This window comes from Stenotrophomonas sp. RIT-551 (genome assembly GCF_026241915.1).
Lineage (GTDB): Bacteria > Pseudomonadota > Gammaproteobacteria > Xanthomonadales > Xanthomonadaceae > Stenotrophomonas > Stenotrophomonas bentonitica_A.
Genome location: NZ_JAPJIU010000005.1, coordinates 19,212 through 34,068, shown reverse-complemented (window position 1 = coordinate 34,068; position 14,857 = coordinate 19,212). Strand labels below are relative to the sequence as shown.

General features: G+C 68.0%; 15 protein-coding genes. 6 read left to right on the top strand and 9 right to left on the bottom strand.

The genetic code is table 11. The annotated features are described in order from the left end of the window. Positions 1-203: 203 nt before the first annotated feature. From ORK51_RS08035 to ORK51_RS08015, 5 genes are all read left to right on the top strand, one after another. Positions 204-1,610, top strand: coding sequence for an amidohydrolase (locus ORK51_RS08035; protein ID WP_070425916.1), 1,407 nt, complete (start codon positions 204-206; stop codon positions 1,608-1,610). A gap of 14 nt (positions 1,611-1,624) precedes the next feature. Next, a complete protein-coding gene (locus tag ORK51_RS08030) occupies positions 1,625-2,887 on the top strand; it encodes an amidohydrolase family protein (RefSeq protein ID WP_429000643.1) in 1,263 nt (420 codons plus the stop codon). 72 nt (positions 2,888-2,959) lie between these two features. Continuing rightward, positions 2,960-3,592 carry a 2-hydroxychromene-2-carboxylate isomerase gene (locus ORK51_RS08025; RefSeq protein ID WP_266084759.1) on the top strand — a complete coding sequence of 211 codons (633 nt, stop codon included), beginning with the start codon at positions 2,960-2,962 and terminating at the stop codon, positions 3,590-3,592. Positions 3,593-3,682: 90 nt separating this feature from the next. Further along, complete coding sequence (locus tag ORK51_RS08020) at positions 3,683-4,627, top strand: DegV family protein (protein WP_046273496.1); 945 nt, start codon at positions 3,683-3,685, stop codon at positions 4,625-4,627. 112 nt (positions 4,628-4,739) lie between these two features. After that, complete coding sequence (locus ORK51_RS08015; protein WP_026069862.1) at positions 4,740-5,078, top strand: hypothetical protein; 339 nt, start codon at positions 4,740-4,742, stop codon at positions 5,076-5,078. On the opposite strand, the gene ORK51_RS08010 is transcribed toward ORK51_RS08015, so the two are convergent. The 4 genes from ORK51_RS08010 to ORK51_RS07995 all read right to left on the bottom strand — a co-directional run bounded on the left by ORK51_RS08010 (position 5,051) and on the right by ORK51_RS07995 (position 10,262). Continuing rightward, a complete protein-coding gene (locus ORK51_RS08010; RefSeq protein ID WP_266084693.1) occupies positions 5,051-6,556 on the bottom strand; it encodes an efflux transporter outer membrane subunit in 1,506 nt (501 codons plus the stop codon). The two genes, ORK51_RS08015 and ORK51_RS08010, sit on opposite strands and share 28 nt — an antisense overlap. After that, on the bottom strand, positions 6,553-7,608 hold the full coding sequence (locus ORK51_RS08005; RefSeq protein WP_266084692.1) for an HlyD family secretion protein: 1,056 nt from the start codon (positions 7,606-7,608) through the stop codon (positions 6,553-6,555). The genes ORK51_RS08010 and ORK51_RS08005 overlap by 4 nt, the downstream gene beginning before the upstream one ends. 17 nt (positions 7,609-7,625) lie before the next feature. Beyond that, complete coding sequence (locus ORK51_RS08000; RefSeq protein ID WP_266084691.1) at positions 7,626-9,167, bottom strand: MFS transporter; 1,542 nt, start codon at positions 9,165-9,167, stop codon at positions 7,626-7,628. Positions 9,168-9,347: 180 nt separating this feature from the next. Then, entirely contained in the window at positions 9,348-10,262 is a 915-nt protein-coding gene (locus tag ORK51_RS07995; RefSeq protein ID WP_046273490.1) for a LysR family transcriptional regulator, read from the bottom strand. 148 nt (positions 10,263-10,410) lie between these two features. Here ORK51_RS07995 and ORK51_RS07990 point away from each other — a divergent pair, with 148 nt between their 5' ends. Further along, a complete protein-coding gene (locus ORK51_RS07990; protein ID WP_266084690.1) occupies positions 10,411-10,857 on the top strand; it encodes a universal stress protein in 447 nt (148 codons plus the stop codon). A 120-nt stretch (positions 10,858-10,977) separates the two neighbouring features. Here ORK51_RS07990 and fghA read toward each other — a convergent pair whose 3' ends face one another. The 5 genes from fghA to ORK51_RS07965 form a co-directional block, all read right to left on the bottom strand. Next, positions 10,978-11,808 carry an S-formylglutathione hydrolase gene (gene fghA, locus ORK51_RS07985; protein WP_266084689.1) on the bottom strand — a complete coding sequence of 277 codons (831 nt, stop codon included), beginning with the start codon at positions 11,806-11,808 and terminating at the stop codon, positions 10,978-10,980. Between the two features lie 48 nt (positions 11,809-11,856). Beyond that, positions 11,857-12,966, bottom strand: coding sequence for an S-(hydroxymethyl)glutathione dehydrogenase/class III alcohol dehydrogenase (locus ORK51_RS07980; RefSeq protein ID WP_019183748.1), 1,110 nt, complete (start codon positions 12,964-12,966; stop codon positions 11,857-11,859). Between the two features lie 55 nt (positions 12,967-13,021). Then, positions 13,022-13,297 carry a metal/formaldehyde-sensitive transcriptional repressor gene (locus tag ORK51_RS07975; protein WP_266084688.1) on the bottom strand — a complete coding sequence of 92 codons (276 nt, stop codon included), beginning with the start codon at positions 13,295-13,297 and terminating at the stop codon, positions 13,022-13,024. Between the two features lie 85 nt (positions 13,298-13,382). Next, positions 13,383-13,739, bottom strand: a complete 357-nt coding sequence (locus ORK51_RS07970; RefSeq protein WP_266084687.1) for a hypothetical protein — start codon at positions 13,737-13,739, stop codon at positions 13,383-13,385. Between the two features lie 160 nt (positions 13,740-13,899). Next, positions 13,900-14,784, bottom strand: a complete 885-nt coding sequence (locus ORK51_RS07965; RefSeq protein ID WP_019183745.1) for a LysR family transcriptional regulator — start codon at positions 14,782-14,784, stop codon at positions 13,900-13,902. Positions 14,785-14,857 lie beyond the last annotated feature (73 nt).

Genomic DNA, 14,857 nt, shown 5'->3' with positions numbered 1-14,857 from the left:
AGGATCAGCAATGCTTCTGGAACCGGCATCGATCACGCCGATGCCGACCTGAGCGTAACCGAAAAATTCATGGAAAGTTCACAATTGTTTCTGATAACGATGCTAGATCCCATTTGATAAAAATATGCAAAAGGTCACTTGGCAAGGCGCCCCGCTCCCGGCTAGCGTCGGGTCATTGTGTCCATGCGGCTTCGGGGAGAACCATGCAGAAGTTGTTGAGCGTCGGCGTTGGCCTGGCGTTGATGTCGATCGTGTCCGCGCCGGCGCCCGCCGCGTCGCGTTTCCTCCAAGATCCCTACCCCAGCACCTATGCGCCGATCGCCTCGGCGCCGGTGTTGATCAGCAATGCCACTGTGCTCACCGGCACCGGCGTGCGCCTGGACAACGCCGATGTGCTGCTGCGCGACGGCCGCATCGCGGCGGTGGGTACCGGCCTGACGGCACCGGCCGATGCGGTGCGTGTCGATGGCCAGGGCAAGTGGGTCACGCCGGGCATCATCGATGTGCACTCGCACCTGGGCGTGTATCCCAGCCCGGGCGTCAGCGCGCACAGCGACGGCAACGAGATGACTGCCCCGGTCACCGCCAACGTCTGGGCCGAGCACTCGGTGTGGCCGCAGGATCCGGGCTTCGCCGCGGCACTGGCCGGTGGCGTGACCTCGATGCAGGTACTGCCCGGCTCGGCCAACCTGGTCGGCGGCCGCGGCGTGACCTTGAAGAACGTACCCGCGACGACCTACCAGTCCATGAAGTTCCCCGGTGCGCCGTGGGGCCTGAAGATGGCCTGCGGCGAGAACCCCAAGCGTGTCTACGGTGGCAAGGGCACCGCCCCGGGCACGCGCATGGGCAATGTCGCCGGTTACCGTGCAGCCTTCATCGATGCCAGCGAGTACATCGCCAAGAACACCCCGAAACAGCCGAAGAAGAAGCGCTGGTTCAGCGGTGACGACAAGGGCGACAGTGCCGGCGACAGCGGCGGCAAGCGCGACCTCAAGCTGGATACGCTGGCCGGCGCGATCCAGGGCGATATCCGCGTGCACATCCACTGCTACCGCGCCGATGAGATGGCCACGATGCTGGATCTCTCCAAGGAGTTCGGCTTCAAGATCGCCGCCTTCCATCACGCGGTGGAGGCCTACAAGCTGGCCGACCGGCTCGCCGAGGAAGGCGTGTGCGGTGCGCTGTGGGCCGACTGGTGGGGCTTCAAGATGGAAGCCTTCGATGGCATCCAGGAGAACATCGCGCTGGTCGACCGCCCGGCCAACAGCTGCGCGATCGTGCATTCCGATTCGCCCGAGGGCATCCAGCGCTTGAACCAGGAGGCGGCCAAGGTGATCGCCAACGCACGTCGTGCCGGCATCGAGATCGCCCCGGAGCGGGCCATGATGTGGCTGACCTCCAACGCAGCGCGCTCGCTCGGCGTGGAGACGCAGACCGGCAGCCTGGAGGCCGGCAAGATGGGCGATGTGGTGGTGTGGAACGGCAGTCCTTTCAGCTCCTATGCGCTGGCCGAGAAAGTCTACGTGGATGGCCACCAGGTCTATGACCGCCAGGACGTGAGGCGGCAGCCGCTGTCGGACTTCATGCTTGGCCAGGAGGCGCGCCCATGAGCCGCCGCGTCCCGATGCGCCTGCTGCCGCGCGCACTGCTGTTGCTTGCCGGTGCCTGCGCCGCCCCCGCATTGTTCGCGCAGGATCTGCTGATCCGCAATGCCACCGTGCATACCGCCGCCGCACGCGGCAGCCTGGAGCACAGCGACGTGCTGGTCCAGGGCGGCGTGATCCGCGCCGTCGGTCCGGGCCTGTCGGCGCCGGCCGGCGTGGCCGTGGTCGAAGCGGCAGGCAGGCCGCTCACTCCGGCGCTGTTCGGCGGCATCACCGATATCGGCATCGAAGAAGTCTCCGGCGAGTCAGCCACGGTGGACAGCACGCTGAAACTGGACGACCAGCCGCTGCGCCCGGAATTCGACGTGACCCTGGCCTTCAATCCGGACTCGGTGCTGATCCCGGTCGCGCGGCTGGACGGCATCGGCTTCACCCTGCTCGGGGCGAATACCGGCGGCGGCTTCATCGCCGGCCAGGGCGGGGTGGTGCGGCTGGACGGCAGTGCCGATCCGGTCGGCCCGCAGGCGTTATTCATTCGTCTCGGCGCGTCCGGTGCGGAGCTGACCGGCACCTCGCGCGCCGCGCAGTGGATGCTGCTGGAGCAGATGGTCAGCGAAGCACGGGGCCGCGTTCCGGCCGATTCGCCGCATGCCCTGCTGACACCGGCCGGGCGCGCCACGCTGGCGCGTTACCTGGCCGGCCAGGGGCGGATCGTGGTGCAGGTCGACCGCGCCGCCGACATCCGCCAGCTGCTGCGCTGGGCCGGCCGCGAGAAGGTCAGGATCGCCATCGCCGGCGGGGCCGAGGCGTGGCGCCTGGCGCCGCAGCTGGCCCAGGCCGGCGTGCCGGTGTTCGTGGATGGGCTGGGCAACCTGCCGACCAGCTTCGATCAACTCGGCGCGACCCTGCAGAACGCCGCGCGCCTGCAGGCGGCCGGTGTGCCGGTCAGCTTCGCCCAGCGCGACGATGCCTCGCACAACGCGCGCAAGATGCGCCAGCTGGCCGGCAATGCGGTCGCCAACGGGCTGCCCTGGGGGGATGGCCTGGCTGGCCTGACCCGGGTCCCGGCACAGGCGCTGGGCGTCGGCGACCGCCTCGGCACCATCGAGCCCGGCAAGCTGGCCGACCTGGTGCTGTGGGAGGGCGATCCGCTGGATGTCGGCCACTATGCAGAGCAGGTCTGGCTGGGGGGCCGCGCGATGCCGATGCGTTCACGCCAGACCGAACTGCGCGACCGCTACCAGGCCCCGGCGTCGAGCGAACCACGCGCATACTCGCGCTGAGCCCCTGCACAGGGCCGCTGCCTGCGGCGGCCCTGTTTGCGCACCCCTGTCGTCCTGCAACGTGAGCACCCGATCATGGCCCTGCGCTGGTACTTCGATTTCGTCTCACCGTTCGCCTATCTGCACTGGCAACAGCTCAAGGCGTTGCCGCAGGTCAAGAGCATCGCCCCGGTGCCGATCGCCTTGGGCGCGGTACTGCATCACCTGGGCAACCTGGGCCCGGCCGAGATTCCGGCCAAGCGGGTGTTCACCTACCGGCAGGCGTTGTGGCAGGCGCGCAGCGCCGGGGTGACACTGCGCTTTCCGCCGGGCCATCCGTTCAATCCGCTGGCGGCGCTGCGTCTGTGCCTGGCCGCCGGTGCCAGCCACGAGGCGGTCGAGATCCTGTTCAACTGGATCTGGCGCGATGGCCACGCCGGCGACAGTGCCGCCGCGCTCGCCCTGCCCGGCGCGATGCTGGACATCGCCGATGTCGCCGCGGCGATCGGCGCACCGTCGGTCAAAGAGGAACTGCGGCGCAACACGGATGCCGCGCTGGCCGCGGGGGTGTTCGGCGTGCCGACGCTGGCGATCGGCAGCGAACTGTTCTGGGGCAACGACGCCCACCCGCTGATGCAGGCGGTGCTGGCCGACCCGGGCCTGCTTGAGCAGGGGGAGTGGGCCCGGATCAAGGACCTGCCGGTGGCGGTGGAACGCAGCCGCTGACGCCCGGCCCCTCTCCCCGGTCAGGCAAGTCGAGCCGTTTTGCGATAGCGTTCACGTTTCCGAACCTACAACCTGCCGGAGGGGCACAGGATGCGCATCGGAATCGTGGTCGACTCTGCGTGCGATCTGCCGCAGGATTTCATTGAACAACACAACATCGTGCTGCTGCCGATCACCGTCCGCATCGGCGAAGCCATGCTGGCCGACCATCGCGACGAACAGGCCACGCTGAGTTTCCTGCATGCCCACGTGGCCGAGCACGGCGCCGAGGCGGAGACCATTCCGTTCACCGTCAACCAGATCCGGGACCTGTTCCTGGGCAAGCTGGTGATCGACTACGACCATGTCTTCTGCATGACGATCACCAAGACCCGCAGCCCGATCCATGACAACGCGATGCAGGCGAGCTTCGCGATCCTCAACGACTACAAGCCGGTACGGCAGGCGGCAGGGTTCAACTCACCGTTCGCGCTGCGCGTGCTCGATACCCAGAACCTGTTCGCCGCCCAGGGCGTGACCGCGGTGGAAGCGGTGCGGCTGCGCGACAGCGGCGCGAGCGTGCAGCAGATCCGCGAGCGGCTGGAACTGCTGGCGCACAACGTGCACGGCTACATGATCACCCGCGATCTGTACTACATGCGCGCCCGCGCACGTCACAAGGGCGATCGCAGCGTGGGGCTGATCAGCGCCGCGCTGGGCAGTGCGCTGGACATCAAGCCGGTGCTGCATGGCTACCGCGGCGAGACCGGGCCGGTGGCCAAGATCAAGGGCTTCGACAACGCCGTGCAGAAGCTGTTCGATTTCGTCGGGCAACGGGTCAAGGCCGGCCTGATGACGCCCACGGTGTGCATCAGCTACGGCGGCGAGCTGGCCGACCTGCGGGCCCTGCCCGGTTATGCCGCGCTGCGTGAGACCTGCCAGGCGCAGGGCGTGGATGTGTTCGAGGCGGTCATGAGCCTGACCGGGATGGTCAACGTGGGCAAGGGCGCGGTAACGATCGGCTTCGCCGACGGCCCGCATGTCTTCAGCGGCTGAGCACACTGGCCAGCCCTGCAGCGGCCATGCCACGATCCGGGCACGGCCGCCGGTTCTGCACGCGGATTGCACCGCGTCTCTGCCAGCCTTGCCGCATTCAATGGAGGTCACCATGCCAGTTAGTTACGACATCAGCCTGCCGGATCCGGCCAAGGCGCGCGGCAACGATCCGGACCTGTCCTTCCGCGCCCAGGGTGCGGCCGGGCTGGCCGAAGAACTCGAGAACGCCCTGCGCACCACGGTGCTGTTCGACCGTTGGCGCGCCAAGCAGGACGATCCCGATGCGGTCGATCCGCAGTGGGGCGCGACCGATCCGGCCGCGACCGTGACCGGCGCGCAGGATGATCTGCGCATCAACCTGTGCGCCACCACCAGCATCGACAGCGAGGTGTTCAAGCAGCGCCTGCGCATGCTGGCCGGCAGTCACTGGGAACTGCGCAACGTGCGTTGATCGGCGTTGCCTGCCCCGCGGGCAGCCGACGCGCTGCCAGCGCGGGTCACGCCTTCCCCCACCTCGCGCCAGCCGCCACCCAGCGCGCGATACAGATCCACCCGTGCGATCGCAGCCGCCGCCTGGCTGTCAGCCAGCGCTGCCTGGTTGTCCAGCGCGATGCGCTGGGTGGTCAGCACGTCGAGCATATCGATCACCCCCGCCTGGTACTGGCGGCGCGCCGCGGCCAACGCACGCTCACTTTCCTGCACGGCCACCTGCAGCGCCTGCCCACGCTGCTGCGCTGCGCCGTAGCCGCCGATCGCATCATCCACCTCGTGCCAGGCCTGCAGCACGGTCTTCTGGAACTGCAGCCCGGCCTGGCGTTCCTGCAACCGGCTCAGGGCCAGGTTCGCCTTGAGCCGGCCGCCCTGGAAGATCGGCAGACTGATCGCCGGGCCGATGCTGAAGCGATGTGCATTCCACCCGTCCAGGTCGTCGAGCTGCCTGGCCTGGAAACCGGCATCGCCAGTGAGGGTGATGCGTGGCAGGAAGCTGGTCTTGGCCACGCCGATGCCAGCCGTCGCCGCGTGCAGGGCCGCTTCGGCGCGGCGGATGTCCGGGCGGCGTTCGACCAGATCGCTGGGCAGGCCGGTTGCCAGCGCCGGCAGCGCCGGCCAGTCATGCCGCGCCGCGTCCAACTGTTCATCCAAGGTCCGTGGCGAACGTGCCAACAGCATGGCCAACGCATTGCGCAGCTGCGATTGCCGGTGCTGCAGCGGTGCCAGCCGCGCCTCCAGCGCGGCCACCTGCGCGGCCGCGCTGGCGACCTGCAGCGTGGTCGCCACGCCCTGCTGCTGGCGGGCCAGGGTCAGCCGCTGCACGTCGCGTGCGATGTGCAGATTGTCCTCGGTGATGGTCAGCAACTGTCGCGTGGCACGCAGTTGCAGGTACGTATGGGCGGTTTCGGCCATCACCGCGGTCTGCACCGCGTGCCAGTCTTCGTTGGCGATCTGCACGCGGGCATCGGCGATCTCGACCTGGCGGCGCACACGCCCCCATAGATCCAGTTCCCACCCAAGGCCGATACCGGCCTGGAACAGCCCGTAGTCCTCGCGCCCGGCATTGCCGGACGGATCGTTCAGGCCGACCTCGCTGTTGCGGGCACGGGTGGCACCGACCGTCGCACTGACGGCCGGCGCGCGGTCGGCGGCACTGATACCGCGCAGCGCGCGGCTCTGGGCGACCCGGTTGGCGGCCAGCTGCACATCCAGATTGGCCTGCATGGCCTGGCCTGCCAGCGCCGCCAGCAGCGGATCCTCGAAGCCGTTCCACCACGCCGCGTCATCGGCAAAGGCCGCCGAGGTGATCACGCTGCCCTCCCATTGCATCGGCAGGCTCGCCTCGGGCCGCACGAAATCCGGGCCGAGGGTGCAGGCGGCCAGTGCGGTACACAGCGCGCTGCCCGCCATCACACGCAACGTCTGCCGGATCATCATGCGCCCTCCCCCGGCAGCCCACGCCCGCCGCTGTCCAGGTCCACGCGCGCTTCCACCGACATGCCCGCGCGCAGCTTGTTCGCCAGCGGCTGGCCTTTGTCGAGCACGATCTTGACCGGAATCCGCTGCACCACCTTGGTGAAGTTGCCGGTGGCGTTCTCCGGCGCGATCGCGGCGAAGGTCACGCCGGTGGCCGGGGCGATGCTGTCGATCCGGCCGTGCAGCGGCTGGCCGGGGAACACATCCACCTGCACATCCACACGTTGCCCGGCATACATGCGGGTCATCTGCGTTTCCTGGAAGTTGGCCACCACGAACGCCTGTTGCAGCGGCACCACCGCCAGCACCGCCGTGCCCGGGGTGAGGTAGGCGCCCACGCGGATCGCGCGACGGCCGACCACGCCGTCGATCGGCGCGCGCAGTTCGGTGTGCGACAGGTCCAGTTCGGCCCGCGCCTGCGCCGCTTCGGCGCGTTGCACCGCCGCCTGCGCGGCTTGCACGCCAGCAGTGAGAATGCCGGTGCGCTGGCGTGCGGTCAGCAGCGCCGCCCGCCCCTGGTGCAGGTGCGCGCTGGCCACGGCCTGGCGCGACTGTGCCTGCTGCGCGTTCTGCACGGTACCGGCGCCGTCGCGGGCCAACGCGCCGTACCGCTGCTGGTCGGCCTGGGCCAGGGTCAGTTCGGACTGGCTCACATCCAGCGTGGCGCGCGCCTGGTCGATCAGCGAATCCTGCTGGGCCAGCGCGGCCTGTGCATTGGCCAGCTGCGCACGGGCATTGGCCAGGTCGGCACGCGCGGCGGTCAGGGCCACCTGGTAGTCGCGGTCATCGATGCGTGCGAGCACATCGCCCGCCTTGACTCTCTGGTTGTCCTGCACGCGCACCTCGCTGACGAAGCCAGCGATCTTCGGCGCGACCACGGTGAAGTCCGCGGTGACATAGGCATTGTTGGTGGTTTGATGGCGGCCGTCGCGCAGCAGCCACCAGGCACCGCCAGCGAACAGCAGCAGGCCGGCGGCGATGACGAAGGGAACGGAGTTGCGATGCAGGGACACAGGGGAGTTCCTTGGATTCAAGCCACGGCACGTGGCGGATGGATGCGTGTGGGCAACCACGGAATCAGCGCGATCAGCGCCACCGCCACCCACGCCACGATGAGATAGAGATCGGCCGAGGTCAGCGCCACCACCTGCGCGTGCAGGCGTGCACCCAGCCCTGGCGCGGCGCTGGCGTCGAGCCAGGGCGCGTTGCCGATCCGGTCGACCAGCACGGTCGAATGCAGGTGGCTGCGCACGGTGGTGACCGCCTCGAGTACGCCACCGGCAAGCACCGCGGCAAATCCTTTGACCGTGTTGAACCACGCCGAGGCGAACGGGCCATCGGTCGGCGCCAGGCTGCCGGTGGCCAGCAGCAGCAACGGCAGCACCGCCATCGGCTGGGCGATGATCTGGATCACCTGCAGCCATGCGAAGTTGTCGCGGTGCCACTCGGTGGTCAGCTGCGCACCGAGGCCGCAGGCCAGTGCCAGCAGGCCCAGGCCGATCGCCTGCACCCAGCGGCTGTCCACCCGGCGCTGGTTGAGCACGGTGGCCACCAGCGGCAATGCAATCAGCTGCGGCAGCGCGACCCACAGCAGCATCGGCGCGGTCTGCAGCGGTCGGTATCCCTGCACTTTGGCAAGGAAGCTGGAGGGAATCATGATCACCGCCAGCAGCACGAACAGCACGCCACCCAGCGTGATCAGGGCGTAGGTCAGATTGCGGTTGGCCAGCAACTGCAGCTTGAAGAACGGCAGCGGGTGCGACCATTCGTTGTAGAGGAACAACGCCAGCAGTCCGCTGCCGCCACCGAGCAGCAGGCAGATCAACGGCGAGGCGAACCACTCCAGGCGCGGGCCCTGCACCAGCCCGATCACCAGCATCACCAGCGCCGGAAACCCGAGTGCCAGGCCGACACCGTTGAACTGCGCGAACCGTTCAAGACGCAGTGGATCCTGTGGCAGCCCCCAGGCCACCATGCCCAGCGCGGCCAGGCACCACGGCACGATCTGCCAGAACGCCCACTGCCAGCCCACGTACTCCACCCACAGGGCCGCCATCGGCGTGCCCAGGCTCGGCCCGAAGGTCGCGGTCAGTGCGTAACCGGCCAGGCCGTACAACTTGATGTCCGGCGGCAGGAAACGCAGCGCCACGCTCATCAGCAGCGGCGGCAGCGCCCCACCGGCCAGGCCCTGCAGCGCACGCAGGATCAGGAACGAGGGCAGGTCCGGCGCGAACGGGCACGTCACGCCCAGCACCATGAAGGCGCCGATCATCACCATCGCAAAGCGGCGCAGCGAGAAGGTCACCGCACACCACGGTGCGAACGCCATCGCACTGACCGACATCGCCGTGTACAGCGCGATGATCCAGCTGCCGTCATCGACGCTGAAGCCCATCGCACCCCGGATGTCGGCCAGCGCTACCTTGGTGACGTTTTCGTTGATGCCCGAGATCAGCACGGCCAACAACACACCGCACAGGCCAACCACCAGGCGCAGGCCGAACGCCGTCTGCGCCGGCGGTGCAGCCGGTGCAGCAGGCGCCATCGGCAGCGGCGCGGGCACGGCAGTCATCGTGCACCGCCGGCGGGCGGATGGGGCAGTGGGAACAACAGGGACATGGGGCCACTCCACGACGGGGAGCGGCAGTCTAGGCAGGGCCGATGTTGCGAAAAATGCTGCGTCGGCCATCGCTGGCGTGCGTCACGCGCACGCCTCGCCGGTCGCCTTGCGGGTGGACCTGGCCGTTGCCGGTCAGGCCTGCGTGGGCTCCGCGTCGCACATCGCCTTGATGCTGCGGCGCAGCCAGCGATGCGCCAGGTCGCTGTCCAGGCGGGGATGCCATGCCTGCACGACAATCGCGCTACGCACCGGAATCGGCAGCTCGAACAGGCGCAGCGGAACCCCGAGGCGTTCAAGCCGGGCCAGCATCACGCTGGGCATCTGCGGCAGGATCAGGTCCGAATCGGCTGCGGCGAAGATCGCCGAGTGGAAGGTCGGCATGATCTGCGCGACCCGCCGGCTCAGGCCCAGCGCCTCCAGATCCTCATCGATCGGGCCATACCAACGGCCACGACGCGATACGGCAATGTGGTCGAAGGCCACGAAGCGCTCGGCGGTGATCTCCCCGGCGAAGATCGGGTGGGCCTCGTGCGCGGCACCGAAGAACGAGGTGCTGAACAGGTTCTGCACCTTGGTATCGGCACTGAGTTTGCCGGCGGCGCTGATGTGCAGATCGATCCGGCCCTGCTCCATTGCGTCGTCATCGCCATCGCCTTCGGGAACGAAGCGCAGCACCGAACACGGTGCCTGCGCCTTGAACAGTTCGCGCATCCGCCCACCGTAGGTGCCGACGAACACATCATTGGCGCGGATGCTGAAAGTGCGTTCCAGCGTCATCATGTCGACCTCGCGGCCGGCGTTGAACACCAGGTGTGCCTGCTCGATCACCCCGCGCACCTGCTCGCGCAGCTGCAGCGCGCGCGGGGTCGGGGCCAACCCGCGGCCGGCACGGACCAGCACCGGATCGCCGAGCGCCTCGCGGATGCGGCCCAGGGTGCGGCTCATCGCCGGGGCACTGAGGTTCATCCGCCGCGCCGCCCCCACGACGCTGCCCTCCTCGATCAGGGCATCCAGGGCGATGAGCAGGTTCAGATCGGGCATGGTCACGGCAGTATCACCTTCAACGTGTGGCGGTGACTTTACTGCAATCCAAACCCCCTATTCGTGCGTTGCACGCACTACTCGCCTGCGGCACACGGCATGGGTCCAGTGCGGGCAGTAGGCGACCCTAGCGGCCCCTCTTCCGAGAATGCCGATGTTCACCAAGATCCTCGTTGCCCTGGATGGCGGCCCCCAGCATGCGCAGGTACTGGAGCTGGCGGCCTCATTGGCCGGCCCTGCCTCGCGCCTGCACCTGTTGTGCGTGCTGGACCCGGCCTTCGCGCTGGCCGACGACGCGCCCCGTGCCGAGCACGCCGAGTATCCGGCCGCCGACGCCCAGGTCCACCAGGCCGAACAGCTCCTTGCCACCGCGCTGGGCCGCCTGCGCGAGCGCGGCATCGATGGCCTCGGGCATCACCCGGCCGGCGAACCGGCGCAGGTGATCTGCGACCATGCCCGCCAGCACGGCTGCGACCTGATCGTCATCGGCCACCGCCACCTGTCGCGGCTGGAGCGCCTGCTGGATCGCTCGGTCGGGCAATGGACGGTGGACCATGCGCCGTGCCCGGTGCTGGTGGAAGTGCGCGGTGGCGAGACCTGAGCGAGGCACGCCGAGTGAGGTGCCACGCCCAGGCGCGCGCTCCCGGGCCGTGCCGGGCCCCTTGCCCGGCCCGGTTCGGCGCGCGTTGCCGCCGCCCAGCGGCGGGTCCACCGGTGTGCCTCAGGCGTACAGCGCCTTGGCGTGGTGCGCGATGTGCTCGCCGATGAAGCTGCTGATGAAGTAGTAGCTGTGGTCGTAACCGGGCTGCAGGCGCAACGCCAGCGGATGACCGGTGGCGGTGCAGGCGGCCTGCAGCCATTGCGGCTGCAGCTGGCTGTCGAGGAACTCATCGCCACCGCCCTGGTCGACCAGCAATGGCAGGCGCTCGGTGGCCGTGGCCACCAGCTCGCTGGCATCCCAGGCCGCCCAGCTGGCGCGGTCCTCGCCCAGGTAGGCAGTGAACGCTTTCTGGCCCCACGGCACGCGCGTCGGCGCGACGATCGGCGAAAACGCCGACACGCTTTTGTAGCGGCCGGGATTCTTCAATGCGATCACCAGCGCACCGTGGCCCCCCATCGAGTGGCCGCTGATGCTGCGCGCGCCGGTGGTCGGGAAATGCGCGTCGATCAGGGCCGGCAGTTCCTCCACCACGTAGTCGTACATGCGGTAGTGCGCCGCCCACGGCTGCTCGGTGGCGTTCAGATAGAAACCAGCGCCCTTGCCCAGGTCATAGCCTTCGGCATCGGCGACGTCATCGCCGCGCGGGCTGGTGTCCGGCGCGACCAGGATCACGCCGTGCTCGGCGGCATAGCGCTGCGCGCCGGCTTTGGTGATGAAGTTCTGTTCGTTGCAGGTCAGCCCGCTCAGCCAGTACAGCACCGGCAGCTTCTGCGTGGCCGCCTGCGGCGGCAGGTAGACGGCGACATTCATCTCGCAGCCCAGCACCTGCGAGGCATGGCGGTACACGTCCTGCCAACCGCCGGAGGCGGCGCGGTGTTCGATGCGTTCCATGGGGATTCTCCGTAGGGGCGGCGCGGATCGCGCGCCGCCCGTGGTAGCTCAGAAATGCACGACCGAGCGGATCGACTTGCCTTCGTGCATCAGGTCGAACGCATCGTTGATCTCGTCCAGGCCCATCGTGTGGGTCACGAACGGCGCCAGTTCGATATCGCCCTTCATGGCGTCTTCGACCATGCCCGGCAGCTGGCTGCGGCCCTTGACACCACCGAAGGCGGTGCCCTTCCACGAGCGGCCGGTAACCAGCTGAAACGGACGGGTCGAGATTTCCTGGCCCGAGCCGGCCACACCGATCACCACCGACTGGCCCCAGCCACGGTGCGCGCATTCCAGCGCCGCGCGCATCACGTTGACGTTGCCGATGCATTCAAAGGTATGGTCCACGCCCCACGTGGTCATCTCCACGATGACCTGCTGGATCGGCTTGTCATGGTCCTTCGGGTTGATGCAATCGGTCGCGCCGAACTGCTTGGCCAGTTCGAACTTGGAGGGGTTGGTATCGATCGCGAAGATGCGGCCGGCCTTGGCCTGGCGCGCGCCCTGGATCACCGCCAGGCCGATGCCGCCCAGCCCGAACACCGCCACCGAATCGCCTTCCTGCACCTTGGCGGTGTTGTGCACCGCGCCGATGCCGGTGGTCACGCCGCAGCCGAGCAGGCAGACGTGTTCCGGGTTGGCTTCCGGATTGATCTTGGCCAGCGAGACTTCGGCCACCACGGTGTACTCACTGAAGGTGGAGCAGCCCATGTAGTGGTAGATCGGCTCGCCGTTGTAGCTGAAGCGGGTAGTGCCATCGGGCATCACGCCCTTGCCCTGGGTGGCGCGCACGGCCACGCACAGGTTGGTCTTTCCGCTCTGGCAGAACAAGCACTCACCACACTCGGCGGTGTACAGCGGGATCACGTGGTCGCCCGGCTTGACGCTGGTGACGCCCTCGCCCACTTCCACCACGATGCCCGCGCCTTCATGGCCGAGCACCGCCGGGAACAGACCTTCCGGATCATCGCCGGACAGCGTGAACGCATCGGTGTGGCAGACACCGGTGTGGGTGATCTTGACCAGCACTTCGCCCTTCTGCGGCGGCGCGACATCGATCTCGACGATCTTCAACGGTTCGCCAGCGGCGAAGGCAACGGCGGCACGGGATTTCATGGGAAGCACTCCAAGGCAGGGAACAAAGATGGGCAGTACGCGGGCACCCGCGCACTCATTTCAGATAGGAACGGATCAGCATGCTCATCTCGCGCACGCGCTCATCGCGCTGCGCATCGGAGTGGGCCGGTTGCCCGAACTCTTCGCGCAGATGCGCCTCCATCACTTCGGACATCAGCCCGTTGACGGCACCACGGATCGCGGCGATCTGCTGCAGCACCGGCCCGCACTCGGCCCCGGCTTCCAGCGCGCGGTCGAGTGCATCGCACTGGCCGCGGATCCGACGGACCCGGGCGAGAACGCGCTTTTTTTCCTGCGGTGAATGGGGCATGGAGGCAAGGCCGGTTAACTATACTGGGGGTGAGTATACAGCATCCACGGAATTCCCTTCGCGGTGGGTTCGGCAGCAGGGCTGATCAGGGCTGATGACCCGAGGGTCGGCGGCGTACCAGATAGATGCGACCGGCAACCAACACCGCAAACGCCACTACCGCCGTCCGAACGAGCGGATCAGGCGAGATGGTCGGCTGGGGCCAGAACGCGAGCCAGCCCGCGAGCACTGCGAAACTGACCAACGCCAGCAGCGCGAGCGCCCTTGCTAAACGCGGGAAGAATGGCAGGGCCAGCAACGGCGCCGCGACAAGCAGCAGCCCTGCCCCGCCACACGCCAGTGCTGCGCGACCCTGCGTAACATTTCCCGTCGTTGCGATCGTCAGGATCAGCACCGCGTACAGCGCAAGGACGGCACCGCCGACCATCGCCAGAATGTTCACGAATCGTCGGTTACGCATCCATTTCACCGTTGATGAGGACAGGCCGTGGGTCTGCACTACTCGACGCCAGATACGTCCCAGCAGATGCGAGGTGCATGCGCAGAATGCAGGATCTGCCTTTGAAGAACGAGCATCCAGGGCAGATGCCGCCCGCGCCCCGCTACCCCCGCAGCAGATCAATGAACGCCCGCAGCGCAGACGACATCTGCCGCTGCCGTGGGTAATACACCGCAAAGCCTGCGAACGGCTCGCTCCAGTCCTCCAGCACGGCAACCAGCCGGCCGTCGTCGAGATACGGGCGTGCGGAATCTTCCAGCACGTAGGCCAGCCCCAACCCATCGACCACCGCCTGCAGGATCGTGTTCTGATCACCCAACGTGAGGCGCCCGGGCACGTCGATCTCCAGTGCCTGGCCATCGCGTTCGAACTGCCACTTATAGAGATGGCCACTGGCGAAGCGGAACCGCACACACTCGTGGCGATGCAGATCACGGGGGTGCTGCGGTATCTCCCGCCCCGCCAGATAGGAGGGCGCACCCACGATCAGGCCGCGCAGCGCCGGCCCCAGTGGCACGGCCACCATGTCTTCCGGCACCGATTCGTGCAGGCGCACGCCAGCGTCGTAACCGCCGGCGACGATATCCACCAGGCCATCGTCCTGGGCCAACTCTAAACGCACATCCGGGTGCGCAAGCAGGAACTTCGCCAGGCGTGGGCCGAGCTGGGTCTGGACGGCGGCGCGGGTGGCGTTGATGCGCAGCAGGCCGGCCGGTGCCGCGCGGAAGTGGTTCATCTCTTCCAATGCGTCATGCACCTGCCCCAGCGCGGGCTGCAGGCGCTCGAGCAGGCGCTGGCCGGCTTCGGTGAGGGCGACGCTGCGGGTCGTGCGATGGAACAGACCCACGCCCAGGCGTTCTTCCAGCGCGCGGATCGCGTAGCTGACCGCCGAGGTGGACAGCGCCAGCTCCGCCCCGGCCTTGCGGAAGCTGCGGTGGCGGGCCACGGCGGCGAAGGCGGCGAGGTGGGTCAGGTTGTCAGTGGCCATGATTATCCCGTTTCACTTGATGAATCATGCCGATATCCTGACTTTTTGTGCACGGGATCGGGGCGTATTGTAA

Bases quoted from the DNA above. Each gene is read 5' to 3' on its own strand.
- ORK51_RS08030 (WP_429000643.1), top strand. From the start codon at position 1,625: ATGCGCCTGCTGCCGCGCGCACTGCTGTTGCTTGCCGGTGCCTGCGCC.
- fghA (WP_266084689.1), bottom strand. From the start codon at position 11,808: ATGGAACGCATCGAACACCGCGCCGCCTCCGGCGGTTGGCAGGACGTG.
- ORK51_RS08015 (WP_026069862.1), top strand. From the start codon at position 4,740: ATGCCAGTTAGTTACGACATCAGCCTGCCGGATCCGGCCAAGGCGCGC.
- ORK51_RS07980 (WP_019183748.1), bottom strand. From the start codon at position 12,966: ATGAAATCCCGTGCCGCCGTTGCCTTCGCCGCTGGCGAACCGTTGAAG.
- ORK51_RS07990 (WP_266084690.1), top strand. From the start codon at position 10,411: ATGTTCACCAAGATCCTCGTTGCCCTGGATGGCGGCCCCCAGCATGCG.
- ORK51_RS08000 (WP_266084691.1), bottom strand. From the start codon at position 9,167: ATGACTGCCGTGCCCGCGCCGCTGCCGATGGCGCCTGCTGCACCGGCT.
- ORK51_RS08010 (WP_266084693.1), bottom strand. From the start codon at position 6,556: ATGATGATCCGGCAGACGTTGCGTGTGATGGCGGGCAGCGCGCTGTGT.
- ORK51_RS07965 (WP_019183745.1), bottom strand. From the start codon at position 14,784: ATGGCCACTGACAACCTGACCCACCTCGCCGCCTTCGCCGCCGTGGCC.
- ORK51_RS07975 (WP_266084688.1), bottom strand. From the start codon at position 13,297: ATGCCCCATTCACCGCAGGAAAAAAAGCGCGTTCTCGCCCGGGTCCGT.
- ORK51_RS08035 (WP_070425916.1), top strand. From the start codon at position 204: ATGCAGAAGTTGTTGAGCGTCGGCGTTGGCCTGGCGTTGATGTCGATC.
- ORK51_RS08020 (WP_046273496.1), top strand. From the start codon at position 3,683: ATGCGCATCGGAATCGTGGTCGACTCTGCGTGCGATCTGCCGCAGGAT.